The 24,283-nt window shown below is 46.3% G+C and carries 25 protein-coding genes; 12 read left to right on the forward strand and 13 right to left on the reverse strand.

All coding sequences use genetic code 11. The features are described 5' to 3' along the window. Positions 1-5: 5 nt before the first annotated feature. The 7 genes from AB8599_RS21875 to AB8599_RS21905 form a co-directional block, all read right to left on the reverse strand. On the reverse strand, positions 6-890 hold the full coding sequence (locus tag AB8599_RS21875) for a DUF2861 family protein (RefSeq protein WP_407333840.1): 885 nt from the start codon (positions 888-890) through the stop codon (positions 6-8). Next, positions 890-1,558: a response regulator transcription factor gene (locus AB8599_RS21880; RefSeq protein ID WP_407333841.1), complete on the reverse strand. Its 669-nt coding sequence runs from the start codon at positions 1,556-1,558 to the stop codon at positions 890-892. Before AB8599_RS21880 ends, AB8599_RS21875 begins: the two co-directional genes overlap by 1 nt. Next, the gene (locus AB8599_RS21885; protein WP_407333842.1) at positions 1,530-2,969 is read right to left on the reverse strand and encodes a DUF3404 domain-containing protein; all 1,440 of its coding nucleotides are present in this window, start codon (positions 2,967-2,969) and stop codon (positions 1,530-1,532) included. The genes AB8599_RS21880 and AB8599_RS21885 overlap by 29 nt, the downstream gene beginning before the upstream one ends. 143 nt (positions 2,970-3,112) lie before the next feature. Beyond that, positions 3,113-4,498, reverse strand: coding sequence for a Re/Si-specific NAD(P)(+) transhydrogenase subunit beta (pntB, locus tag AB8599_RS21890; protein WP_407333843.1), 1,386 nt, complete (start codon positions 4,496-4,498; stop codon positions 3,113-3,115). Positions 4,499-4,513: 15 nt separating this feature from the next. Continuing rightward, positions 4,514-6,067, reverse strand: a complete 1,554-nt coding sequence (gene pntA / locus AB8599_RS21895; protein WP_407333844.1) for a Re/Si-specific NAD(P)(+) transhydrogenase subunit alpha — start codon at positions 6,065-6,067, stop codon at positions 4,514-4,516. Positions 6,068-6,390: 323 nt separating this feature from the next. Further along, complete coding sequence (locus AB8599_RS21900) at positions 6,391-6,666, reverse strand: HlyU family transcriptional regulator (protein ID WP_407333845.1); 276 nt, start codon at positions 6,664-6,666, stop codon at positions 6,391-6,393. A 266-nt stretch (positions 6,667-6,932) separates the two neighbouring features. Beyond that, entirely contained in the window at positions 6,933-7,124 is a 192-nt protein-coding gene (locus tag AB8599_RS21905) for a hypothetical protein (protein WP_407333846.1), read from the reverse strand. Between the two features lie 381 nt (positions 7,125-7,505). Here AB8599_RS21905 and AB8599_RS21910 point away from each other — a divergent pair, with 381 nt between their 5' ends. Then, complete coding sequence (locus AB8599_RS21910; RefSeq protein WP_407334450.1) at positions 7,506-8,333, forward strand: hypothetical protein; 828 nt, start codon at positions 7,506-7,508, stop codon at positions 8,331-8,333. Positions 8,334-8,796: 463 nt separating this feature from the next. Here the strand turns inward: AB8599_RS21910 and AB8599_RS21915 are convergent, their stop codons facing one another. The 3 genes from AB8599_RS21915 to AB8599_RS21925 form a co-directional block, all read right to left on the reverse strand. After that, positions 8,797-10,554, reverse strand: coding sequence for a bifunctional metallophosphatase/5'-nucleotidase (locus tag AB8599_RS21915; protein ID WP_407333847.1), 1,758 nt, complete (start codon positions 10,552-10,554; stop codon positions 8,797-8,799). A gap of 126 nt (positions 10,555-10,680) precedes the next feature. Further along, a complete protein-coding gene (locus tag AB8599_RS21920) occupies positions 10,681-10,914 on the reverse strand; it encodes a hypothetical protein (RefSeq protein ID WP_407334451.1) in 234 nt (77 codons plus the stop codon). 252 nt (positions 10,915-11,166) lie between these two features. Further along, positions 11,167-12,006, reverse strand: coding sequence for a pirin family protein (locus AB8599_RS21925; RefSeq protein ID WP_407333848.1), 840 nt, complete (start codon positions 12,004-12,006; stop codon positions 11,167-11,169). Between the two features lie 187 nt (positions 12,007-12,193). On the opposite strand from AB8599_RS21925, the gene AB8599_RS21930 reads away from it, so the two are divergent. From AB8599_RS21930 to AB8599_RS21955, 6 genes are all read left to right on the forward strand, one after another. Then, positions 12,194-12,874, forward strand: coding sequence for a DUF4336 domain-containing protein (locus AB8599_RS21930; RefSeq protein ID WP_407333849.1), 681 nt, complete (start codon positions 12,194-12,196; stop codon positions 12,872-12,874). Between the two features lie 95 nt (positions 12,875-12,969). After that, positions 12,970-13,893 (forward strand): DUF368 domain-containing protein, encoded by a 924-nt coding sequence (locus tag AB8599_RS21935; protein ID WP_407333850.1) that lies wholly within the window; start codon positions 12,970-12,972, stop codon positions 13,891-13,893. 148 nt (positions 13,894-14,041) lie between these two features. Then, positions 14,042-14,494: a hypothetical protein gene (locus tag AB8599_RS21940; protein ID WP_407333851.1), complete on the forward strand. Its 453-nt coding sequence runs from the start codon at positions 14,042-14,044 to the stop codon at positions 14,492-14,494. Next, positions 14,491-15,072, forward strand: coding sequence for an SCO family protein (locus AB8599_RS21945; RefSeq protein WP_407333852.1), 582 nt, complete (start codon positions 14,491-14,493; stop codon positions 15,070-15,072). Before AB8599_RS21940 ends, AB8599_RS21945 begins: the two co-directional genes overlap by 4 nt. A 92-nt stretch (positions 15,073-15,164) precedes the next feature. Continuing rightward, on the forward strand, positions 15,165-15,626 hold the full coding sequence (locus AB8599_RS21950; RefSeq protein ID WP_407333853.1) for a copper chaperone PCu(A)C: 462 nt from the start codon (positions 15,165-15,167) through the stop codon (positions 15,624-15,626). Between the two features lie 195 nt (positions 15,627-15,821). Beyond that, positions 15,822-16,067: an LPP leucine zipper domain-containing protein gene (locus tag AB8599_RS21955; RefSeq protein WP_016958769.1), complete on the forward strand. Its 246-nt coding sequence runs from the start codon at positions 15,822-15,824 to the stop codon at positions 16,065-16,067. A 21-nt stretch (positions 16,068-16,088) separates the two neighbouring features. Here the strand turns inward: AB8599_RS21955 and AB8599_RS21960 are convergent, their stop codons facing one another. Next, complete coding sequence (locus AB8599_RS21960) at positions 16,089-17,033, reverse strand: L,D-transpeptidase family protein (protein WP_407333854.1); 945 nt, start codon at positions 17,031-17,033, stop codon at positions 16,089-16,091. 297 nt (positions 17,034-17,330) lie between these two features. Beyond that, a complete protein-coding gene (locus AB8599_RS21965) occupies positions 17,331-17,741 on the reverse strand; it encodes a hypothetical protein (RefSeq protein WP_407333855.1) in 411 nt (136 codons plus the stop codon). Between the two features lie 335 nt (positions 17,742-18,076). On the opposite strand from AB8599_RS21965, the gene msrP reads away from it, so the two are divergent. From msrP to AB8599_RS21985, 4 genes are all read left to right on the forward strand, one after another. After that, on the forward strand, positions 18,077-19,099 hold the full coding sequence (gene msrP, locus AB8599_RS21970; protein ID WP_407333856.1) for a protein-methionine-sulfoxide reductase catalytic subunit MsrP: 1,023 nt from the start codon (positions 18,077-18,079) through the stop codon (positions 19,097-19,099). Beyond that, positions 19,099-19,716, forward strand: a complete 618-nt coding sequence (msrQ, locus tag AB8599_RS21975; protein ID WP_407333857.1) for a protein-methionine-sulfoxide reductase heme-binding subunit MsrQ — start codon at positions 19,099-19,101, stop codon at positions 19,714-19,716. The genes msrP and msrQ overlap by 1 nt, the downstream gene beginning before the upstream one ends. 113 nt (positions 19,717-19,829) lie before the next feature. After that, on the forward strand, positions 19,830-20,459 hold the full coding sequence (locus AB8599_RS21980; protein WP_407333858.1) for a hypothetical protein: 630 nt from the start codon (positions 19,830-19,832) through the stop codon (positions 20,457-20,459). Between the two features lie 44 nt (positions 20,460-20,503). Then, positions 20,504-21,385: an AEC family transporter gene (locus tag AB8599_RS21985; RefSeq protein WP_407333859.1), complete on the forward strand. Its 882-nt coding sequence runs from the start codon at positions 20,504-20,506 to the stop codon at positions 21,383-21,385. A gap of 47 nt (positions 21,386-21,432) precedes the next feature. On the opposite strand, the gene AB8599_RS21990 is transcribed toward AB8599_RS21985, so the two are convergent. Beyond that, on the reverse strand, positions 21,433-23,154 hold the full coding sequence (locus AB8599_RS21990) for an SgrR family transcriptional regulator (RefSeq protein WP_407333860.1): 1,722 nt from the start codon (positions 23,152-23,154) through the stop codon (positions 21,433-21,435). Between the two features lie 218 nt (positions 23,155-23,372). Between AB8599_RS21990 and AB8599_RS21995 the strand changes: the two genes are divergently transcribed. Continuing rightward, entirely contained in the window at positions 23,373-23,888 is a 516-nt protein-coding gene (locus AB8599_RS21995; RefSeq protein ID WP_407333861.1) for a hypothetical protein, read from the forward strand. The last annotated feature ends 395 nt before the right edge of the window (positions 23,889-24,283 follow it).

Raw genomic sequence — 24,283 nt, forward strand, 5'->3', positions numbered from 1 at the left:
AAGGGCTACTTATCTTCACTCTTCAATGAAAGAGCCTTTAAATCAACGTCTGGTAAATCAATTGACCTTGCTATGCGCTGAACATCTTCAAACAAAATCGCCCCCTGCCAGCGTCTTTCAATTAACGCTACTGAAAACCAATATTGTCCGTTTGGTACGTCAATCACGGGTAAAGAAGTGGGCAAGTTTTTGTCTTTGTCTTCCGACCAAATGGGAGCATCTTCTACTCCCGTTTGCTGGTAGAGATTCATAGACAAAAATGGACGAGGGCAAGTGCTCTTGAGATCTGTTGTTGGAGCAATTCGCCAGCTTCTGCTGTCTTTCCAACTGATTTTTTGAATAGGTTCAGGCTGTGCAATCAGGACCCAAGAAGACCAATCCTCCCCTTCTAGCGACTTAACATCAAGCTTGTAGAGTCCCGCCGGAACAGCACCCGAAATGGCGTCAAATTCAAGTTTGAATTGATTGGCATTGTCCAAGCCTAACTCGGAGGCTATTAATGTTCTATCAGGCCACTTGGCGAAAGAGAGTTTGTCGATGCCCTCCTTTGAATTGCCATAGATTGAGAATTGATAATAAACACGGTTAGGGGTTTGGACCGTCTCACGACGAATCACAACACTTTGCAGCCAACTGGGTAACGACAAAGTGCTTAGGCTTCTACCACAATCTTCACTGATCGCTAGAGCAAGCAACTCAGTAAGATGGCGATATTCCGTCTCTGTTTTTTCTTGCTGCCAAGCTTCAACCATGGCATCAAAACTGTCGGCGGTATTTCCTTCCAATAGGCGTTGATGCGCCGAAGTCAGCGCATCAGAACCACTAAACCAAGCGCTCATCCCTTTGAGGGGCAGCAGTGCTACTAGGAGGATAAATACCGCACGAACCATTATTGCACTTTCATCCTATATCCTACGCCTCTTAGCGTTTCGATATCAATTTCCGGTAACTTTTGACGAAGTTGCAGAACATGCGTGTCAACCGTGCGGGTTGTTGGGTAGTGGTTGTATCCCCACACCTGATCCAACAATTCGTCACGCGTAAATACTCTCCCTGCATTTCGAGCTAGAAACGCCAAAAGATCGAATTCCGTTCTCGTTAGAATCACTTCACTTTGAGAGCAAATTACGCCGCGCGTCGACAGGTTGATTCTGAGTGTACCAACAACGATATCGTCAGAATCTACATCTTCTTCCGATACTGGCTTTCGCAAATGAACACGAATGCGTGCCAATAGTTCAGCCTCAGCAAATGGCTTGGTCATATAATCCGTGGCACCAGAATCCAATCCACCCACTCTATCTCTAACTGACACCATCGCGGTTAACATGATCACAGGAACGTCTTTGATTTTCTTCCAAGTAGGAAGCCAATCCATTGAATCGCCTTCTGGCAATTGGCGGTCTAATACGACCAGATCGGCATCTGCCCACAATGCTTCGACTTTGCCTGCACAATCAGCGTACAAACATTTATATCCGTTCTGCTCAAGACTAGCCAACAAGCCATCTGCTAGGTTTGCGTCATCCTCAACGAGCAACAGAGTCGTTTGGGTCACAAGGTATCTCCAAAATAAACGTCGTTGGAGGGCCAACAAGTGTTAACTTGCCCCCCATTCTTTCAATCATAGATTCAACAATCGTCAGCCCTAGCCCTAGGCCTTTTTCACTGACGAAAGGTTTACGTATTGTTTTCCAGTCCTTCGCGGTTAACTGCCCCTGATCCTGCACTTGGATCTTCAGTAAACCGTGATTGACCCCGGCTAACACCTTAACAGGTGCGACACCATATTTCTGAGCGTTGCTTATAAGGTTGTCTAGCGATGTCGTCAACCAATAAATGTTAACCGCAACCACTCCATCTTCTTCGACAAGCAATTCCACATCACGTTCTTCGCAAATGTACCCCAGCCATTCTGAAAGCGACGGGATCTCTTCTCGAACCAACTGCTGCTGATTCGACTGCAGGTAATCTTTACTCGCTTCTGCCAATTGCTTTAAGCGCATTGAGTCTTCACACAACCGACGAAATTCGTCATAAAGTGGTTCCGGCAGGCTATCAAATTTACGCCTAAAGCCTTCTACCGTCATGGACAAGCTTGCTATTGGGGTGCGAAGTTCATGAGTCAGTATCTGCAGTACTAACATACGCTCTTCCATCAAGCGCCTTCGCACCGCCCAACGGTTAAATACCCAACCTGCCATCCACAGTAAGTTAATAATGGCCAGCGCGATGACAAGATTCGACCAATATGATGGCACCTGCTCTTGGTTCCAACACACATTCCCGATCCGCGACAAGCAGTAGGCGTCGTCGTCCGTTGGTGATGCCAACAAATCGCGCTTCTCAAGCATTGGAAGCCATACGTCTGAGCTATAAACCTTGTACTCGCCACCTTGACGAAGCCAAAGGTCTGAACCAGACAAAATGGATTCAGCCCCATCATTTAGGGCGCTAACGCCACTTTCTGGCATACGTTGCAGACGGCCCAACAGGGTATCTGGCGGTGCAAGAAGACGCTCTTTTATGTGAAAAAAGCGAAGAAGTTCGTCTTTGCGCTCAGGAAATTTCTCAACATACTTGGCCGCATAACTCCCACCGCCTGGATGAATAAGATTCGAACGCGAAAACCAAACAGGGGGTAACCGCGTGTTAAAACACAGCGCGCGCGTGAAAACTAAAGGATCAGTCACCAATGGACTCACTGGCCAAGCGCCTTTGCATTTCTCGGAAGCTTGGTACAACCGCTTTAAATCTTTCAAGGGATAGTTTGCAGACTGAGGCAACAAACTCTCGGCAATCAAAAGCGGCTTCGGATATTCGCTATGAATGGCATTTAACGCATACGTAGCCGCCGGTCGCTCCAGTAATAGTAACGACCTGAAAGCACTGAGTTGCTCAGGGAAAGAGATGTCGGCCAGTGTGTATGGGCTGACCAAGGTTAAAATGATAAGTAGAAACGTACGCATTTCGAAAGAGTATCACCAAAATATTACTAATTGTCAGTACTTTGTCAGAGTAAGCATCGGCAACGCGTTTCGTGACCAAACAAAAAAGGCCAGCTTTCGCTGACCTTTCCATTAAAACGGCAACTTACATATGTAACCTGAAATTAAAGTGCTTTAGCTATCGCTTCTACGCTTTCTTTCGCATCGCCAAACAGCATTGCCGTGTTCTCTTTGAAGAACAGTGGGTTTTGAACACCCGCATAACCTGTATTCATTGAGCGCTTGAACACGATAACATTTTTCGCATTCCACACTTCAAGAACCGGCATACCCGCGATTGGACTATTCGGATCTTCCATCGCTGCTGGGTTAACTGTGTCATTCGCACCGATAACCAGCACCGTGTCCGTCTCTGGGAAATCATCATTGATCTCATCCATTTCCAACACGATGTCATACGGTACTTTCGCTTCAGCAAGCAAAACGTTCATGTGACCCGGCAGACGACCCGCGACAGGGTGAATACCGAAGCGAACATTGATGCCCTTTGCACGAAGCTTATCAGTGATGTCCTGAACAGGATATTGCGCCTGAGCAACCGCCATACCATATCCAGGTGTGATGATAACTGAACGCGAGTCTTTCAACATTTCCGCCACTTCTTCAGCAGAGATTTCGCGGTGCTCACCGTACTCAACATCACTTGCGACTGAAACTTCTTGACCAAAACCACCCGCGATGACGCTAATGAAAGAGCGGTTCATGGCCTTACACATGATGTAAGAAAGAATCGCACCTGACGAACCAACCAGCGCGCCGGTCACGATCAACAGGTCGTTTGCCAGCATGAAACCCGCAGCCGCTGCTGCCCAACCCGAGTACGAGTTCAGCATTGAAACCACAACTGGCATATCCGCGCCGCCAATCGACGCCACCAAGTGGTAACCGAACGCGAACGCGATCAACGTCATGATGATCAACGCGAAAAGACTGCCGTCAGCTTTCACGAAATAAACCATCAAAAGTGCTGATGCGACGATCGCCGCCAAGTTAAGCTTGTGCTTGTGTGGAAGGTTCAGCGCAGAAGAAGAAATCACACCACGAAGCTTACCAAAGGCAACAATAGAACCGGTAAAGGTAACTGCACCAATGAATACGCCAAGGAACACTTCCACCATGTGGATTACGTGCTCTGTGTGCGCAAACTCGCCGCTGTATTCTGGTGGTGCTAAGAAGCTGTTAAAGCCAACCAATACCGCTGCCATACCCACAAAGCTGTGAAGCACGGCAACCAGTTCCGGCATTTCAGTCATTTCAACTTTCTTGGCGTAGTAAATACCAATCGCGCCACCGATGATCATTGCAAGAATGATCCAAGTAATACCTTGTGAGTATGGGCCGAAGATGGTTGCAATCAATGCAATCGCCATACCGGCGATACCGTAATAGTTACCGGCTCTCGCTGACTCTTGCTTTGACAACCCCGCCAAACTCAGGATAAAAAATAGTGCAGCAACAATATATGCCGCTTGTGCTAGTCCTGCAGACATTCCTTGCTACTCCTACTAATCTTTACGGAACATTTCAAGCATGCGCTTGGTAACGGTAAAACCGCCAAAAATGTTAATGCTTGCAATAAGAACCGCAATGAATGCGAGGAAGGAAACCACACCATTACCTTGTCCAATTTGCAGCAATGCACCAACAACGATAATGCCTGAGATGGCATTTGTTACTGACATTAGCGGCGTATGCAGCGCATGGGTAACGTTCCAAACCACGTAGTAGCCCACAACACACGCCAAAACGAACACCGTAAAGTGAGACAAAAACGCAGGTGGCGCGACAGAAGCGATCCAACCAAAGCCACCCAAAGCAACAGCCAGACCCGCTAGTTTCTTCTTCGTTGAAACCGGCTCGTCAACTTTCTTCTTGGCAACAGGTTGAGCGTCTACTTTGGCTTGTGGTTGAGCAGAAACTTGAATGGGTGGCGCAGGCCAAGTGATTTCGCCGTCTTTGACCACGGTTACACCGCGAAGGACAACATCATCGAAATCAATGTTGATATTGCCGTCTTTTTCTTTGCAAAGAAGCTTCATCAAGTTAACAAGGTTAGTACCGTATAGCTGAGAAGATTGCGTAGGAAGACGGCTTACCATATCGGTATAACCGATCACTTTCACGCCGTTTTCAGTCACAATGACTTTATCAGCTTCTGTGTATTCGCAGTTACCGCCATTAGCCGCTGCAAGGTCGACAATCACGCTACCCGCACTCATCGAATCAACCATTTCTTTGGTGATAAGTGTTGGCGCAGGACGACCAGGAATAAGCGCGGTCGTGATAATGATATCTACGTCTTTCGCTTGTTCTGCATAAAGCTCAGCCGCTTTGCGATTAAAATCATCAGACATTTCTTTCGCATAACCATCGCCACTGCCCGCTTGTTCTTCGAAAGCGACTTCGAGGAACTGCGCACCCATACTTTCGACCTGCTCTTTTACTTCAGGACGAACGTCAAAGGCACGAACAATTGCGCCAAGGCTACCCGCAGCACCAATCGCAGCGAGACCTGCAACGCCAGCACCCGCGACAAAGACTTTCGCTGGCGGCACTTTACCCGCAGCGGTGATTTGACCCGTAAAGAAACGACCGAATTCGTGGGCAGCTTCAACCACGGCACGATAGCCCGCGATGTTCGCCATAGAGCTCAACGCATCTAGCGCCTGTGCACGTGAAATACGTGGAACCGCATCCATTGCCAGTACGTTGATTTTTTTAGAGGTAAGTTGCTGCATCAATTCTTCGTTCTGGGCAGGCCAGATGAAGCTTACAAGGGTTGCACCCTCTTTGATTCGTGCAATTTCGTCAACGCCAGTCTCTGCGCTTTTCACAGGTGCGTTAACTTTAAAGATGATATCTGACTGCCATACGGAATCGGCATCAGCGATTTTTGCTCCAGCCTGCTCGAAAGCAGCATTGTCGAAACTTGCTAGTAATCCAGCATTGCTTTCAACAACAACTTCGAAGCCCATTTTAATCAGCTGCTCAACCGTTTTAGGCGTAGCAGCCACTCGCGCTTCATGCGCAAGTATTTCTTTTGGAACACCAATTTGCATAGTTAGTCCCTGACTATTGGCAGTATGAGTAATTTGTTTGTAGCGAACTGAAAAGGCTTAATCAAGCATTTTTGTAGTAAAAACACCAAAATAATCAATGACCAGCTTAAAAACGAGTAAATCTTAATGACTTTTAGTAATAAAATAACGCCATTTGTTTGTGGACAGAGGTCTTACCTCCAAACACTCACAGCGATTAAATTATTGATTAAATGCTAATTTAGCCATCAAACTCACTAGGCCACTTTTCGATTCCGCATCCATTTGAATCCTTGGTGTACTATTTGACCTAAAACACAAACATTTGCGTTGATCTCGGTCACCTAGCTAAACATTCTTTCACCCATTTGATCGATAAAAAGTTGAGACTTTTTCATCATAAGGTCTGTTGCACCCGCTGCACTCGGAAGCAGATCCGACCGAATAAATTGATGTGTGCGGATTTCGCCATCGATCTCTTTGCAAATGCGACCACTGATGCGAAATTGACCGCCTTCAGCCTTCGGCTCTGGATAAATGAGAAAACCTTTGTATTCGGTTGGCTCTACCTCTTTGCTAGGCTTATCTTTATCGCCAAACAACCAGTTAAACAATCCCACGCAATCTCACCTTCTATGGTTCTTCAATACTAATCAATCATACTGACGAACTGCGTCTGGCTTGTCTATACCCAAGCAACACACAGTAAACACCGCGAAAAAACAAAATAACAACGCGAACTAAAACTTGCGCTTATGGAGAGAAAATCAATGGTGATGAGGCTGAGTGTATCGATGAGTAAATTTGATGTTCAGAAGGGAAAAACAAAAAACGCCGGTTCGTCACCAGCGTTTTGTCTATTTCTTTTCAAGTGGTCATGAAAAAATTAGCGGATCAGCCCGATATCGCGCTTGATGTGTTCAGGCAAATCATTCGTTGAATGAAAGGCTTTGTTCGCATCGTTGTTGCGCAGTACGTCCATCACATGGGCAATCAATCCTTTGAAAGAAACCGCATAGTTTTTTTGCACTTTATCTACAGAAGTCATGGCTGGGCCAAGGTTTACTAGCTGTGTCATGTTTGCCTCACTATGTGATTGTCTTTACTGCACAAATTCTATTCGCATTCCCATACTTTATGAAATGACATTATTTTCTCTTTCAAATTAGTTTTTCTAATATCAAAAATAGAAATTGTCACCTTCAATTGTCAAAAATACGCATAATACTGGGATTCTACGATTGGTTACCTAAAAATCACGCATTATTAGATTTTATTTATCAATGTATTTTCATTCTGATAACATCTCGCTTTAACAATGAAGGTCGAGACTCTCTTGCTGACATTTCTTAGTAAACACTCATCAATACTTCTTATTGTCGCCGCACTTTTAGGTTTTACCTTTCCTACTGTGTCAGCGGCCAGTATTCCTTACCTGCCGTATATACTGTTTACACTCATGCTGTTTACTCTGATTGGGATTAATCAACGTGCGTTAGTTCAGGCTATCTTTAATCGCGCAGCATGGCTCTATGCACTCGCCCACGGCGGCGTAACTACCCTGTTTGTTTCCAGTATTGCTTTGCTGTTTGGTGCCAGCACTGAATTACTGATGGCAGCAACTGCCGTGTGTGCAACCGGGAGTCTTTTTGCCACCCCTGCCATCGTAAGGTCAGTGGGATTTGATCCATTAGTAGCGATGGCATATACCATTTCCAGTACCCTGATGATGCCCGTCATTTTATACATCAACCTTGCTGTGTTTAGCGGGGATGAATTCTCTCTCGATCTACAAAGTTATTGTTTAAGACTGATTATTTTCATCCTCGGCCCCATGGTGATTGCCTCCCTCATTCATAAATATGCTCCCCAAAAACACCTGTCTCGCATCCACGGTAAATTGGCCCAGTTCACCATATTGCTGGTGTTCAGCTTTCCGTTTGGTTTAACCGGCCAATACCGAATGCTTTGGAACGACGACAGATCCTTTGCTATTTCTATGTTTTTCATGGCTTTCGCAATTTGCGTTTTATTTTTCATGATTGGATTGGCATTGTATTGGAGAAAGGGGCGTGAAGCGGCTTATGTCGCAGCGATTACATCGGGAAATCGAAATGTTCTCTTGACCTACTCGGTGGCAGGCGCATTTTTGGGGCCGCTATATTTGCCGCTGGTCGGGGCATTGCAGTTTCCCATTTTCTTGCAGCCTATTATGGTGAAGTTTCTATTGAGAAGACGAAATATAAAGGGGCAAAGAGTAGAGGTGAATAAACGAAAAACTGAGTGATAAGATAAACGACAAACACCAACACGACGAACGTGCTGTCTATATTTTTCTTTTAAAACAAAATTTTAGTCTGATGGGCCCCTGCCTCAGACTCCCTTTCGCTACGCTTTGGCTATTTGTGGTTAACCACCAGCGCCTGGCACGAAATACACCAACGATAGCCATGCCGCCACCCAAAAAGCTATTAATCCGAAGTCAAACCAATCGCGTTTTTCTACCATGATTTATTCCTCTCTTAAATACATCACTCACTATATCGACACGGTATCCGGCTTCTTTAGGCCTTTCGGATATACCTAATTCATAGACGGCAAAAGTTCGCCTTGTTTCCAAAGGCTTGCAAGTTTTGGGCACAAATGTGAAGGAGAACGATAAATAATTAACTTATTGAAAAATAGCGGCATAAATTACCGCTATTTCAATGTATTACCGCACAGTTTCGAAGCAGAGTTACATGGGGGAATCAAACATTCATTTGTGAGTCACATGACGGACAAGGGATATAATTTGCCATCACGATAGATGGTGCAATCAGCGCTTCCTTGGTTCGCGCATACTCAATAAAGCTTTCTGAAAGCGTCACGTCAATAGAACGAGGAGGCTCTTTGAGATGCTTCAGTGAGTCATACCCTTCTTTACCTTGCGACGTATAAGCGGAGGAAACCGCAGTATAAGTTTTATCCAGTTCAATGTTCAGCCACTCGCCATTAAGGCTTTGGTACTCAAGCGTTGTAATACGATCACCTTTCGGCTTTTGGCATTCATACACATATTTGAGCCCAGCAGCATAAGGAAAACTGCCGTCGCCTGTACCTTCCCTGCCATTGTTGATTGCGTTGTCTATGGCTCCTTCAAGCGCTTGCTTAATTTGCAGCCCCGTGGGTTTGTATAGCATCAAATCAATAGCAAACGGCAAAAGCCTGCCTGCAATTTCTGCTGCGGTCAGCTTGCCTTGTTCAAGGCTGACGCGAACACCACCAGCGTTATGAATAGCAAAATCTACCTGATGACCTCTTTGACGAGCCGCATACAGAAAGCCTTCACAAACGAGGGGGGCAATGTCGCTTCCCCCTTTTTGATCCGGCACACGCAGATGCCGCAATTTTGCGGGCAAGCGCGTGACAACGTCACTTCTTAGCTTTTCAACCGCTGGCTTATAACGCGCATTCAGAACCTCTTTGATGGATTCATCACCGCGACAATGCAGCACATTGGGTTGTTGTTCGAGATATTCTTTCGCTGTCTTAAATGCTTCTTCAGGAAGGCTTTGATCCCAAGATGCATCCATAGCAAGGCTTCTACCCAACATGAGATAGTTACTGCCACTGTATTCGCTGACTTGACCCTGCTCATCAAGCGTCACGACTAACTGACCCAACGCGAAAGAATGGCAACCCGCCTGCACCACCAGCGTATTATTGATCAATCGACCATATGGGCCCATATCGCCTAGGCCAAGATTACTGAAGTCGCCCTGTAACACATGGCTGTGCCCACCCACGATGACAGAAACACCCTCCACTTCTTCCGCCACTTTTAAGTCCGGCTCATAGCCCAAGTGACTCAGTAAAATGATGTGGTGAATTCCGAGATCGCGTTTGATGTAAGAGACAGTATTGATGATCGTCTGTTTGGCATTCACAAACGGCGTATCGGCATCCGGCATGGCAATATCGGCCATCTTATCCAACGCCACACTAAAGATGGCGACCTTCTGATCACCAAATACTTTTACTAGTACGTTCGCTATTTTTTTGTCTGGGTCATACGGCAGCAACTGCTTTTTACCCTTAACCGGGCAGCGCTTAAGATCTGACTCATTACTCACGTCCCAATTACCAGCAAGCAAAGGAAATTCTATTTGATCAAGAAAGCGCGAAACCGCGCTATTACCGAGGTCAAGTTCATGATTCCCCAAAGCCATGGCATCGGGTTTGAGCAAATTGAGCAAGGTGGCATTCGCTTCGCCTTTAAACAAACTGTAATAAAGCGTGCCTTGGAAGCAATCACCCGCATGAAGAAACAGGAAACCGTCTGTATTGGCCTGTGTTTTCTCTTTAAAAGATTTAACAACGGAAGATATGCGAGCAAACCCACCTACATTGGCATAAATACGCTCTTCAAGTCCTTTCACAGCCAGTGACATCGGTGTTGGTTCGAAGTGAGAGTGGGTATCGTTGATATGCGCGATGGCGAGCGTTATTGGCGTGACGGTAGGCATGATTTCCTTTTACGCGTTTCACAAAATCTGAGTGTATCAAACTATAAGTCTAGTTCACATATATCACAGTTTTGTTGCAAGGAAATTCATGGCTTCATTTTGATGGGGGCACTAAGTCACAATCGTTCAAGGTGTTATCAGTGCGATAAAGGACAAAAGCTTTATTGAAGCGCCAAGGCTTAGGCTAATCATAGCGGCATACCACCACTTCATTTCGTCCGAAGAAAGGCTTTGAATATTAAACAGTACCACATTGAGTCTATGCCACTTTTCCGTTCGATAAGCATATTGGAAAGCACAACGCACCAGCATCACCACTCCGGTAACTAAGAAAACCGTTTCAATCGCGTGTGCAATCACTGGCAGCAAACCATTCACTCCATGTTTTTTGTCAACAGACAAAATAATACAAATGCGCAATCAAGATTCAATGTTTTATTTACATAGAGGTAAGAGTTCGTGAAGTGGGAAGTAAAAGGCAAAGTCTCTTAAGCGGTTCAAGGCTATGTATTCGAAGCTATGTCTTCCAAGCTATGTATTCGAGGCTCAGCTCAATCTGTCATTAGCGCCCAGAATCAAACAGGAAGAGAGCATGGCTCCCTTCTGGTTAAGTTAGTCGGTTAAAACACCATTCTGATAATCTTGAATCGCTTGGTTAATTTCATCCATTGAGTTCATGACGAATGGTCCGTAATGCACGACAGGCTCATCGATGGGCAATCCCGCCAAGATCAACACACCGGAATCGTCAAGCGCAGTCATAGAGAGCTGCTCACCCACTGAAAGCTGAACCAAATGGCCCTGCGCGGTCTGCTTACCCGCAATCTCAATCGCGCCTTTATACACATACAGGTTTACTTGATAGTCCGGCGAAATTTCAATGTCTCGCGTCTCACCTGACTGGGCCTGCCAGTCGGCAACCAGTGTTTCTATGCCCGTTTTTTGTAAAGGTCCAGTGATAGCCTCACCGTTTTCGGTCGCATTACCTGCGATCATTCTAAGTAGGTTTTGCGCTGACCCAAACTCGTTGATCTCGGGGGCTTGGAAATCATGATATTGCGCCGGAAGCATTTTCTTGGCCGCGGGCAAATTAATCCAGATTTGAAAACCGTGCAATTCCCCATCGCTCATAATCGGCATTTCGCTGTGAATCACTCCTTTCCCTGCTGACATCCACTGTGCACCACCGCTACGCAACTCACCTACATTACCCATATGGTCGCGATGTTGGAAATGCCCTTTCAGCATATAAGTCAAGGTTTCAATCCCGCGGTGCGGATGCGGTGGAAAGCCACCAATGTAGTCATTCGGATTATCGCTTTTTAGCTCATCAACCATCAAAAACGGACTTAGCTTCGTGTCATTGAAACCATGAACGCGATTAATTTTTACGCCATCGCCATCTTTAGAAGGGTGAGACTGAATAACACGAGTGACAGTTCTTAATTTCATAACAAGCTCCTTTGTTGTAAACAGTCTAAGCCAGAGTGGCTAGAGGAAAAACCGATCAAACAGGAACAAGTTGTTCTATTTATTCGAACAATCGATTTTGGTGATCACGAGCAAAAAGATTTTCTGTTACAGCGCGTGCATCTCTGATATTTATACCCAAGTTCTACTCATTCACGGATGAATTTCAATGATCGAATGGCAGGCAAACCACCTTTGGCACCACAGCGAAACGTATCGCTGTTTTGGGGTCGATATCGGTCAACGAATGACGATTATTCGGCTAGATGATGAAAGTTTGTTAGTTCACAACCCGTGTGAACTCACTGAAGAGATAAGAACGCAGATTGCCACACTTGGCAAAGTGAGCTGCGTGACCACGGTTAACCAGAGATTGCACCATCCTCTTTCTGACTGGTGGCTTGTTTATCCTAATGCCTATTTCTATTCAGCACCGGGACTTGCAACAAAGCGAACCGATATCGGTTTTGATGGCGAGCTCACGTCCACAAGCTCGCCTAGATGGCGCAACCAGCTTTACCAAACCGTGCTGCGTGGCAATGACCAACATGAAGAAGTGATTTTTTGTGACCCCGCCAGTCGCACACTTGTCGTGGGAGAAAGCCTGATCTTATTGAATGACGGTTCAATGTTGCGCCGTACAGCAGGCAAGGCGAGTGGATGCAGCAAACACGCGCTAGTTCCTTTCAACCAACGCTTTCGCATCAAAGAACCCAAATTGCTCCGGCGATCGTTACAAGAAATACTCACTTGGCCGTTTGATCACATACTGCCTGTGCATGGTGATCCTATCTATGATGACGGAAAGAAGAAACTTGCCGCCGCCTACAACTGGATGTTGCACAATTAAGGACTGTGTCGTGTCTTACGACGAATTGATAGCCCTTTACATTCAAGTCGCTATAATTGGCCGATAATTTTTCCTCGTCCCCACAGAAGCAGTTCATGAAACAAAATATTTTGACCTTTTTGAAAGGAATGGCGATGGGCGCGGCTGATGTCGTACCCGGCGTTTCCGGTGGCACTATCGCATTTATCACCGGCATCTATGACACCCTTTTGGAAAGTATCCGTCGCGTCAATCCTTCGATATTTTCTCGTTGGCGTAAAGAGGGTTTCACCGCTGTATGGACACATGTCAATGGCACCTTCCTCTGCGCTTTGCTAGCCGGCATACTCACGGCAATTTTAACGCTGGCAAAAGCCGTGTCTTATGCCCTAACTGAACACCCGGTCGTCATTTGGTCGTTTTTCTTCGGCCTTATCGTGGCGTCGGCAATTCACATGATTAAGCAAGTGGAACGCTGGTCGATGGGTGAAATTGTTCTCGCCATTGCAGGTGCCGTGTTTGCTTATGGCATTACCGTGGCGAATCCTATTTCACTAGAGTTCAACATGCTAACCGTTTTCATTGCGGGTTCAATTGCCATCTGCGCCATGATCTTACCGGGTATTTCAGGCAGTTTTATTCTTCTACTACTTGGTATGTATGGGCCAGTATTGGACGCAGTAAAAGGCCTAAATATCCCTATTCTTGCCTTATTCGCTTTAGGCTGTTTAGCTGGGTTGTTGACCTTCTCGCATGTCCTATCTTGGTTGCTTCGAAGCTATCGCAGCCTCACCATCGCTTTTCTAACTGGCCTGCTGATTGGCGCATTAGGAAAAGTGTGGCCTTGGAAAGAAGCGATAAGTTTCCGCATTAATTCTTCTGGCGAGCAAGTGCCGTTGATGGAGAAAGCCTTGTCTCCTTCTGCCTTCGAAGCAGCAACGGGACAGCCTTCTCAACTTGCGATTGCACTAGTCATGATGATCGTCGGGTTTGGGTTGGTACTCGGTCTAGAGAAAGTCTCACAAAAGCTGGCTGACTAATCCCCCCATCACGTCCACATTAGTACATCAAATGAAAGGGTTGCTTCGTGGCAGCCCTTTTCATTTGCACTATTTCAAGACCTTACTCACATAGCCCCTCGCGAAAAAGTGATACGCTTCCCGTGTCTAATCCTTACTATTCCTCTTTATGAAAAACAGCCGTAATCCACTTCGTCGTCTGGTTGACGTTTTATTCATTATTGTATTTTTGTGCGCCGGTTACTGGCTTGCTGATCGTTTTCTCTTTGCAAACACTGAGGAAACGAGCGATCGCGCTCCCGACTGCACGCTTAGCACATCACCTTGCGTGTTTTCGTCAGCAACCGCATCACTTGTCAGCGATACCGTTGCCCCCTTGAACCCTACAACATTGAATGTCACAGTCACAGATGCCGATGCTCCCTATTTGCTTTTGGAGCTTGAAGGCGTAGAAATGAACATGGGTATTTACAAGTTAAAGCTAACAAGAACCCAGGCCAATCAATATCGTGGTGATGTTATGCTACCCATTTGTATGGATGCTGAAATGACATGGCGCGGCGCAATTAGCAGCCCTGAAAAAGATATTTTGCTGCCTGTAGACATAAGGATGATGAGATGAAAACAAAGATCATCGTGTTAGCTCTGGCTTTGCTTGCCGGGCTAGGCGCGAGATACATGGTTCAGCAAAGTGAACCCACCTCGCCCAGCGTTCAACTTGGCCAATTACACAGTGGCAAACAAACGGTTGATCTTTTTGACAATAAAGACGAACGATTACGCGTGGTCTATTTTGGCTATACGCACTGCCCTGATGTGTGCCCAACCTCATTGGCCATTCTTTCCGCCGCGCTCAAATCGCTCCCTGAAGACACATTAGCCAATGTGCGGCCGATGTTCGTTACGCTCGATCCCAAAAGAGACAATGCAGACGCGGCGAAAGAATATGCGGGATATTTTCACCCGATGATTGAAGGTGCAAGTGGCAGTGAACAAGAAATTGCAGCATTAGCGCGCAAATATGGTGTGCTTTATCAGTTTACCGAACTCGAAAACTCTGCCATGGAATACGCGGTTGACCACAGCTCCTATTTTTATTTTTTACAACCTGATGGCACCTTGGTTGAAAAAGTCCCGCATACGCTGAATCCAAACATGGTGTCTGATGCCATCTTGCGACTTACTACCGTCACGCGGTAACTTGCAGCCGTAGAATATCAACCGTTATATCAACGCGCTCATTGCGCGTTGTACTCACAATTAGTCAATATCTACAAATAAAGGAACTTTTGATGAAAGCCCCGTCTTGCCTATGCGCTGCACTCTTTGGTTTACTCACGTTTTCTGCACAAGCAGCGATTGATGTTCATGACCCCTACGCACGTGCAACGCCGCCAAGAGCACCTAATAGCGCCGCATTTATGGTTCTCACTAACTCAGGTAACGAAGCCATCAACCTCATCAGCGCCGCCTCGCCCGCAGCAGGAAAAGTCGAACTACACAATCATGTCATGGCTGATGGCATGATGAAGATGCGACAAGTCGAAACCATCGTTATTCCTAGCCAAGGTAAAGCAACGTTAGAGCCCGGTGGTTTTCACATTATGCTTCTCGATCTGACGGCGCCATTGAAAGAAGGTGAGGCACTTTCACTCACACTTCGCTTCTCAGACGGTACAGAAATCACACAATCACTACCTATAAGAAAGACAATGGTTGAATCAAAAATGAAACACAGTCACGATAACGGCTAGAAATCTGCCAAAGTTCTAAACATTTATGCTGACGTGTGACTTAGATTTTTAGGCTGTATCAACATTGAGGCGGATATCAAAGGGCAACAGGCGGCAGAATAGACAATGGCAGTCTATGGTTATAATGCAGCCAGTTATTCAACAGGTAAAAGCAGTAAAGTAATGCAACCCAACAAAAACAATGAGGTTTTAACTATGAAAATTCGTCTTCTAGCGTTAGCAGCAGTTGCATCCAGCGCACTACTTGCTGGTTGTTCTGGTAATTCAGCGCTTGAGCAAAGTGTTGCAGATATGTCATCTAAAGTAGATTCTCTTTCAAACCAAGTTTCAGCTCTACAAGGTGATGTTGCTGACGTAGCAGCTGCATCAGCATTGGCTTATGACGAAGCTGCTCGTGCAAATGAGCGTATCGACAACATGGCGCAGTCTTACACCAAGTAAGTTTACTGCACCATATATATCCTATAATTCTGCGGCATCTTCGGATGCCGCATCATTTCCTAGCTCTATCGGCAATCCAGATTGCACCGCTAACGCCGCTCTGTAACGATTCACATTCATTCTGTTATTTTCTAGCCATTGAGCGGTACGTGCGTCAGGATGTGTCAAAATTCGAGAACCTGCTTCGGTTTCATCTTGTGAAAGCGGACGGTGAACTTCAACATACACCGCACCATCAGGTTCGTAGCTGGTTTTTACCGGCTCATTGATTACACGCACTTTCTCACCAACCGCCACTTCATTAAACAACCAGTTAATATCCTCCGGACGCATACGAATACAGCCTGAGCTGACACGCAATCCAATGCCGAAGTCTTTATTCGTACCATGAATCAGATAGCTACCTGAGCCATACGCAAGCCTTAACGCATGAGTGCCCAATGGGTTCTCAGGCCCTGCTGGTACCACTTCGGGCAACACAATATTACGTTCTTCAAGGTATTCTTTTCGAATACTGGCTGGTGGAGTCCATGTTGGATTTTCGCGTTTTTGGCTGATTTTGGTTTTCATAATCGGCGTGTCACGGCCAATACGACCGATACCAATCGGGAAAACATTTACTTTGCCGATTTCTGGCTCAAAGTAGTAAAGGCGAAGCTCGGCTAGGTTTATCACGATGCCATCGTAATCGACTTCGGGCAGGATAAGTTGCTGAGGAATGGTTACGAATGTGCCAGGTTCTGGGAGATAAGGGTCAACACCAGGGTTAGCGGAAAGCAGTGCAAGAAAGCCTACGTTGTATTCTTTTGCAATCAATTCAAGGTGTTCACCAGATTTAACGACATGCACGGTGTTTTCACCAATCAGACGCGTGTCCTTCTCTGGCCATTCGTATTGATTTGCCTGAAGTGCAAAAGGTGTCAGAAGAGCACACAGAATTGATAGTCGCTTTAGCGTTAAACTCATTGATGAAATTTCTCGTCGATATTTTATCTAGAACCGTCTTCAGTTTTTTATCCCAGCTCAAACACACTCGCTAAACGTGAGGTGCTTTGAAACGGTTAATAGACCTTAGCCCCATAGAGTATAAGATATCACGTCACGACGCCCATTCTCGAAGCCAACCGCATCTATTAACCAAGCAATTAATCCATTTTTCTCGCGGCTGAAACAAAACGTAAAAAGCGCCCAACGGCGCTTTTCAAACTGTTCATTTCGTCTAGCGCTTGCTTGGTGTTCACCTTCTGGACTCAGTGCTCAGTGTTAGAAGAACATGCGCAACCCAAACGAGCCTTCAAATTTGAAAGCGGCGTCCTCTTGCCAATACCAAGCGGTTCCTGCCTCGCCATAGAGCTCAACATTGCCATGCCCCATAGGCAATGCAACACCTAAGCCTGCTCTTGGTCCCCACTTGTGTTTAGGATCATCCACCCATTGCATTCCCGCATAGCTATACAACGGTGCGTATTCTGGCCTTGCGAGCCACTCCCCCAAATTCCATAAACCATCAACCGCAGCGCCTTTCTCTTGAATACCCAAAGAAACACGGACAATATCTTGTGACACTGTCACGCCAGACATGGGCGAACCAAAGAATACCCCAGCAGACAATCCTTGCGCGGATACAGAGACTGAAGGCAGTGCCAAAGCAAACAAAAAGAGAATACGTTTCATCTTAACTTCCATTTTAATTCAACTGAAAGAGTGCATCTTTCAGGTACACAACTATGCACTAAATGTGGTCGGGCATATCGAGATAGTGGGCTTACTGAAAAGTGGGGCGAGTCATGGCTCAAAATCCATACTGCTTATAAAACAAACACTTCACCATATGCATCGACAACATCTCCACTCTACATGCCAATGATCACATCTACCATCATCCAAGACGTATTTTTCTACGTAAGACATAAACTAGTGAAAGAAATTTGTCGTTATAAAGGTCTATTAGAATCAATACATAGGCTTTTGATTAAAATCTGACTTAACGTCACAGCCGGAGAGCATCAATGCTGATTCGTGTACCTAAGAAATCCGAAATAAAAGAGAATGAACTCACACCTGAATCCGTGTATCACTCACGCAGGGAGGTTTTGAAAAAGCTGGGCATCGTGACAGCAACCCTGCCTTTTGCGGCTCAGAGTCATGCTAACCTCTTTGACATATTTAGCAGCGGAGAAGATAAGGCTGAACCGGCAGCCCTTTTCCAACGATCCCCACTTACAACCACAAAAAGCCCTTATGGGAGCGGTCTGGCGTTGACGCCTGAATCTAAAGTGCTTACCTACAATAACTTCTATGAGTTTGGTACGGGCAAAGGCGATCCTGTCGAGAACAGCCAGTCTTTTCGTGTTGACCCATGGAAACTTGAAGTCACAGGATTGGTTAATAACCCCATCTCGTTGAGTTATGACGATTTGCTCAAGCGCTTTCCATTGGAAGAACGTCTTTACCGTATGCGCTGTGTGGAAGCATGGTCGATGAACATTCCTTGGATTGGTTTTTCGCTCGCCGCTCTGTTAAAAGCTGCCGACCCTCTTGGCAGTGCCAAATACGTCGCGTTTGAAACCTTACACGATCCTAAACAGATGCCAGGGCAAGCTTCTCAATTTGTCGGTGGCGGTATTGATTACCCGTATGTCGAAGGCTTGCGTCTTGACGAGGCGATGAATCCATTAACACTATTAAGCGTTGGCCTGTATGGCCAAACTCTCGCGCCTCAAAACGGTGCACCAGTACGTTTGGTGGTGCCATGGAAATATGGCTTCAAGAGCATCAAATCGATCGTTAAGATTCATCTGTTAGAGTCGCAGCCAGCAACCACGTGGAATCTACTCGCTCGTCACGAATACGGTTTCTATGCCAATGTGAACCCACAAGTGGATCACCCTCGTTGGAGCCAAGGCTCTGAACGCTTCATTGGTGAAGGGTCAATTTTTAGCTCTCGACGCCAGCCTACTCTTATGTTCAACGGCTATGAAGATGAAGTTGCAAGCTTGTACAAAGGGATGGATTTGAGGTCTAGTTTTTGATGCCATTAACTGCAAATCGTATTGTTTGGCTGAAAACGCTGATTCATTTGGTCAGTCTCGGCTTCGCGGCAAATATGGTTTGGTTAGTACTGAGTAACAAGTTTGGTGCCGACCCCGTAGATGGCATTACCCACTACACTGGCCTCGCAGCCCTCAATACCTTGATTGTGACCATGCTGGTCAGCCCCATAGCAAAATATACACGTCAGGGATTGTTGATCCGCTGCCGAAGAGTGCTCGGGCTATATAGCTTTTTCTGGGCAAGCTTGCATCTACTTACCTATCTTGCGCTGGATTTGACGTTCAACTTTTCACTATTGGGCACAGAGATCCTCAGTCGCCCATACCTTACCGTGGGCGCAGTTTGTTGGTTGCTACTGTTTGCATTAAGCGTGACCTCGTTTGCGCGCATCCAGCGAAAAATGGGGGCAAAATGGCAGAAACTGCATAATTGGGTATATTTGGTGCTGGTTCTGGCTCCGATTCATTTTTATTGGTCATCAAAGTCCGAATTGCTTGAGCCTTCCCTCTATTTTTTACTGGCAATATCACTTCTACTAATTCGCTGGAAAACCCTAAAAAGAATCGTATTAAACCCGATACTTAAACGCGGATAGCCTCACTTTTGAACGCTTCACCACATTTAGCTCCCTGAGTTAGTGCAAATTTTTATTTTTTGCCATACTTTAGGAACCTTCTGTCGTGAAGCTTCTTTTTGGAGTAGGCATTTTTGCTGGATGAACTTATTTCACAAAGCTTACGAGATTTCCAATCGGACTGTCTCAATTTCTGTGAACGCCATTATCCGACGATTCATAATCGCGGCATGAACGAAAGCCATCTGGGTAAAGCCATGGCTCGCCGTATCGTGCACTCTTACGACAAACTCGATATCGATGCGTACCTCTATCAACTGGATGAGTCACCGGCGCTCAAGCAACCCGTGTTCCGCGTCGAGACAGACAAACATCAAATCTACATCGTGGCGCATCGCCTCATAAGTGCAAATGTTGCTTGTCGTAAAGGCATTGTAAAAGACATGCAATGGACGCTCGACCACCTTGATACCACCAGCGAAAAAGAGAAACGTGTGATTTTGGTTGCAGATCACTGGATCGATAGATCTTCAGCCAGTAAATCTATACCCAGCTGGTGGTTAGGGCATCAACCCATTCATCAAACAGATTTTGCCGCACAAGGTGTCAGACTTCTTGAAGCTGAACACTCTCTTGCCGGCGATATTGAACTAGAATGCTCGATATCAGGCGGGTTGCACCGGATATTCCATCCTTTCCATCGTCAGCGTGACGGGCTCCCTCTTTATAAGTATCTGCTGTTAACGGCCACATACCCGTTATAGCTCTGCGCTCATAAATCAAGGCTCGAGCCACTTAAGGAGCATGGATGCTCGAAAAAGTTATTAGTATTCTCTTTCCCGTTTTCGCCGTGGTCGCGGCCGGTTTTTTTGTTGGGAAGAGTTTTCGCCCAGATATGCGGCACGTTAATCGAATCAATATCGATTTGATGGTGCCTTGCTTAGTCTTTACCACACTGTCCGTGATGCCGATGGGCGGCGAACAAAACGCCCTGTTTATTGCAGCGGTCATTGCAGTATTGCTGCCCGGCGTATTGATGCTCCCTATCTGTAAAGCACTTTCCCTGCCTTATAAAACATGGGCACCGCCGCAAATGTTTCGAAACAGCGGCAACCTCGCGATTCCCTTGTTTGGCTATGCGTTTGGTGTGATCGGGGAAGCACCCGCCATATTGCTGTTTGTGGTTTCAATGATGCTTCACATCACGGTGGGCTTGGCCATGCTAAGCAACCATGAATATCGATTTCGGCAAATATTCAAAATGCCGATATTGATCGCTTCCATCCTCGCCCTGATTTTTAATTTCGGTGGAATCACTGTATGGGAACCGTTAAACGAAGGGATGATACTGATTGGCAATGCAGCCGTGCCCGTGATGCTGATTTCTCTTGGGGTGCAATTGACCGCGATCAAATGGTCAGGATTGGGTGTTGGCTTTCTGAGTACCTTTTTGAGCCTAGCAACGGGCGCAGTGAGTTTCGCTGTGATTTACTTTTTCGTGCCCCTGCCACCCGAGCATCTTCGCATGATGTTATTATTTGCCATGCTGCCACCCGCCGTGATGAATTACTTGTTTGCCGAGCGCTTCAATGTCGGCCCAGATAAGGTCGCGTCCATGGTGTTGTTTGGTAATTTCCTCACCATCGTGACCTTACCTGCGTTGCTCGTGGCAGCGTTTGCGCTGTTTTAAGCAAGATTTAAACGACGTTTGATCAAGTGAGATGAAGTTTGAACCTGCTAGATCACAGGCTTTTTCCACACAGATTTAAAGTCAAACCAACCTACTTTGTTAGAAGAGACATCTTCTAGTTCACGCCCATCCACCACGCCTAGCCAAATGTGAAACAACGGAATAATCTGCGTCGATCCCACCAGCATTTTGCCGATGGTTTCCGCATCAAAATGTGCTTGTTCCTTTTGACGCCACGTCGCCATCTTTTCAACGACAATGTTAAATTCGTCTTTAGGCATGGCGGCGGAAAGATGCTCATAGTTCAAGAGCCAAGGCAGGATTGCGTCGCTGCGCTTGTTCCCTAAGCTCATGCCACAAAGCCAAATATCCACTTTCTTCGCTTGTTTAGGCTCCATCATGTCTTCATATGACACGACATCGATATCTAACATCACCCCTTCTTTAGCCAGCAACGCCTTCAGGGCTTTAGCCATCAAAGGAAACAACGGATTGTCCGATTGATGCGCTAGTCTCAGTGTTGTTTTTGAAGATGGAACAGCAATGTCAGAATGGGACACATTGGTATGGATCCAGCCCGGCAACAAACCATACGCATTGGTCAGGCGGTATTCCCCAATGCCACTTTCCGCCAAGTACGGCAACAAACGCAATGACGACAGCCTATCGCTTAGATATGCTGCCCAACGCGGATCTTTCGCCACGCCACTGTGGCGATTCAGCATCAGATAATTACAGCCTTCATCCAGGGCCAATCGCTGCTTGGAGCCGCTTTGTAAAATACCCTGACGTGAATCCAACGCCGTCGGATCCAATGTTGCCGTAGGCTGCAAATAACACATCGCCGCACTGTCTAAGACCCAAATTTCGATTTCGTCCGTCAAGGCACGAAAGCCAAAGTACTGATCATGTGCTTTCAACACGAGTTGATGGCTATTGTTCTCGACGACACGATACGGCCCTGTACCAACTGGAAACTGCTCGACGTTTTTAGACATGGCCGCTTTCTTAGATTGAATCGACGCCATAGGCACCGCCAAGGTATCGGGCAAACGGCGATCGGGACGATTCAAATAGAAATCAATAACATTATCTTCGGGCGCTTCAATGTGATCGATATGAGAAAAATAGACATGGTCGCTCAGGGCTTGAAGTGACCAAATCACATCCTCCGCCTGCAACGAGCTCCCATCATGAAAGCGGACTGCGGGGCGAAGATAGAATCGCCAATGCTTATCAGACAAGGCTTCCCAGTGATGGGCAAGATCGGCTTCAACTTCTTCAGTCGATTCGTTGAATCGAGTGAGTCCATTGAAGATTTGCGTAATCAGATGCTGCTCAGAACGTCGAAGGGGTTTAGCCGGATTCAAACACGGAAAAGCGCGATAATAAGGAAGACGAATGATCTGCTTACCTTCTTGCGTTGATACCCCGAGTTGCTCTTGAATCAAATGCGCCAATTTAGCCGCGTCGTTACCCAATTCTTCCAGTGCTGCATCAAGCTTGCCTTCTTGCACCCGCTTTCTCACACGCTTCATCTGCAGATCAGAGTCAGTACGGTGGAAGGTCAGTCTGCTTTGCTTACCTCGCCCTACCGCAGGATCCCAGGTCAGCCAGCCGTTCTCCGCCATTTTACCCAGTACCATGCGTGCATTGCGGCGTGTACAACTGAAAATCTCAGCCATGTCTTGCAGGTTTGTATCACTGTCTTTACCACCAAAATGGGAGAAGACCTTTGAAAATTGAGTTTGGAGACGCTGTCCGGACATAAAAGAGGAACCTAATTTCAAAGCACGCGGCATCATAATTTCCTATTTTAACCAATATTTTGGAAATGCCTACCGTTAGTCGATTTTTATCAATTGGTTAAGATGCGCGCAGTTACCAAAATAGTTTCCTCATTCTTTGGATTGAGCATTGTTATTTAACGCCATGGAGCTATTATCGAAGCTCAACTGCAAGATGCCTAGCCGGCACAGGAGCCACCATGAGCGACGCCGCTGTTCTTTCTCACTTCCGCAAAAAGCATTTTTGGATGGCAAGCCATGTTGAAAACGCTCAATACCCAACGCCTGAGAGCCTGCAAGGCCTGAAGTGCTATCAAGCAGCAGAAACAGAACCTAAGCAAGTCGAACGAACGGCTGTTTCAGCGCGAGTTGAAGGATATTCGTTTTATGCGGTAGATTGCCATCCATTGATGGTTCGCTACGCACGCACCTTAGCGCAAAAGTGGCCAGAAGCTGAACGTGCTGCACTGCTTGAATACTTGACGCAATTATCGCTTACAGACATCCCAACACCTGATGGCATCAATGTGTCATTGTATGTGGCAATGCAAGAAGGCAAGCCCGTTGCGACAGGTATGATTTTCAGCACCCTTGAAGACAATGGCACTTCTGTGGTTGGCATCTATGATGTTTACGGTTTGACAGAAGAAGCAGAAAAAGCCATGCGTGGGCATTTGGCGACACTGACAGAGTGCGAGATCCTCGTCAGCGAGTAACACTTAACCACCAACGCCTTATTGCAGTTGATGCTCATCCTCAGATTCTTTCGATTCAGAGCATTTCGACATCAGAATATGTCAGATTGAAACAAATAAAAAAGCAGAGCCAAGTGGCTCTGCTTTTTTATTTGTTTCTCGCATATCTACCGAACGCTAAGCTATTGAAATAAAGCGTTGGTTTAGTTCACGCTGACAAAATTGGAAGTAAAAAGTGTACTTACTCAGCGTGTTCCAAATTTATGCACGTGATGCGCGTTCTTTCTTCACAATCACGAATGCTGCACAGATGAATGCGATGACCAAGATAGTTTCCACGGGGTTCTCCAAAATGATTTATGCGCAGCATTAAGCCACAGTGCTAAAGGGTTGCAACCTACTGGTTGTTTTTTCGG

Source organism: Enterovibrio litoreus (genome assembly GCF_045679545.1).
GTDB lineage: Bacteria > Pseudomonadota > Gammaproteobacteria > Enterobacterales > Vibrionaceae > Enterovibrio.

Excerpts from the sequence above, each read along its gene's own strand:
- AB8599_RS21940 (WP_407333851.1), top strand. The coding sequence starts at position 14,042 with ATGAAAAACAGCCGTAATCCACTTCGTCGTCTGGTTGACGTTTTATTC.
- AB8599_RS21925 (WP_407333848.1), bottom strand. The coding sequence starts at position 12,006 with ATGAAATTAAGAACTGTCACTCGTGTTATTCAGTCTCACCCTTCTAAA.
- AB8599_RS21950 (WP_407333853.1), top strand. The coding sequence starts at position 15,165 with ATGAAAGCCCCGTCTTGCCTATGCGCTGCACTCTTTGGTTTACTCACG.
- AB8599_RS21885 (WP_407333842.1), bottom strand. The coding sequence starts at position 2,969 with ATGCGTACGTTTCTACTTATCATTTTAACCTTGGTCAGCCCATACACA.
- AB8599_RS21930 (WP_407333849.1), top strand. The coding sequence starts at position 12,194 with ATGATCGAATGGCAGGCAAACCACCTTTGGCACCACAGCGAAACGTAT.
- msrQ (WP_407333857.1), top strand. The coding sequence starts at position 19,099 with ATGCCATTAACTGCAAATCGTATTGTTTGGCTGAAAACGCTGATTCAT.
- AB8599_RS21945 (WP_407333852.1), top strand. The coding sequence starts at position 14,491 with ATGAAAACAAAGATCATCGTGTTAGCTCTGGCTTTGCTTGCCGGGCTA.
- msrP (WP_407333856.1), top strand. The coding sequence starts at position 18,077 with ATGCTGATTCGTGTACCTAAGAAATCCGAAATAAAAGAGAATGAACTC.
- pntA (WP_407333844.1), bottom strand. The coding sequence starts at position 6,067 with ATGCAAATTGGTGTTCCAAAAGAAATACTTGCGCATGAAGCGCGAGTG.
- AB8599_RS21915 (WP_407333847.1), bottom strand. The coding sequence starts at position 10,554 with ATGCCTACCGTCACGCCAATAACGCTCGCCATCGCGCATATCAACGAT.
- AB8599_RS21875 (WP_407333840.1), bottom strand. The coding sequence starts at position 890 with ATGGTTCGTGCGGTATTTATCCTCCTAGTAGCACTGCTGCCCCTCAAA.
- AB8599_RS21960 (WP_407333854.1), bottom strand. The coding sequence starts at position 17,033 with ATGAGTTTAACGCTAAAGCGACTATCAATTCTGTGTGCTCTTCTGACA.
- AB8599_RS21985 (WP_407333859.1), top strand. The coding sequence starts at position 20,504 with ATGCTCGAAAAAGTTATTAGTATTCTCTTTCCCGTTTTCGCCGTGGTC.
- AB8599_RS21910 (WP_407334450.1), top strand. The coding sequence starts at position 7,506 with ATGCTGTTTACTCTGATTGGGATTAATCAACGTGCGTTAGTTCAGGCT.
- AB8599_RS21990 (WP_407333860.1), bottom strand. The coding sequence starts at position 23,154 with ATGTCCGGACAGCGTCTCCAAACTCAATTTTCAAAGGTCTTCTCCCAT.
- AB8599_RS21965 (WP_407333855.1), bottom strand. The coding sequence starts at position 17,741 with ATGAAACGTATTCTCTTTTTGTTTGCTTTGGCACTGCCTTCAGTCTCT.
- pntB (WP_407333843.1), bottom strand. The coding sequence starts at position 4,498 with ATGTCTGCAGGACTAGCACAAGCGGCATATATTGTTGCTGCACTATTT.
- AB8599_RS21955 (WP_016958769.1), top strand. The coding sequence starts at position 15,822 with ATGAAAATTCGTCTTCTAGCGTTAGCAGCAGTTGCATCCAGCGCACTA.
- AB8599_RS21935 (WP_407333850.1), top strand. The coding sequence starts at position 12,970 with ATGAAACAAAATATTTTGACCTTTTTGAAAGGAATGGCGATGGGCGCG.
- AB8599_RS21905 (WP_407333846.1), bottom strand. The coding sequence starts at position 7,124 with ATGACACAGCTAGTAAACCTTGGCCCAGCCATGACTTCTGTAGATAAA.
- AB8599_RS21995 (WP_407333861.1), top strand. The coding sequence starts at position 23,373 with ATGAGCGACGCCGCTGTTCTTTCTCACTTCCGCAAAAAGCATTTTTGG.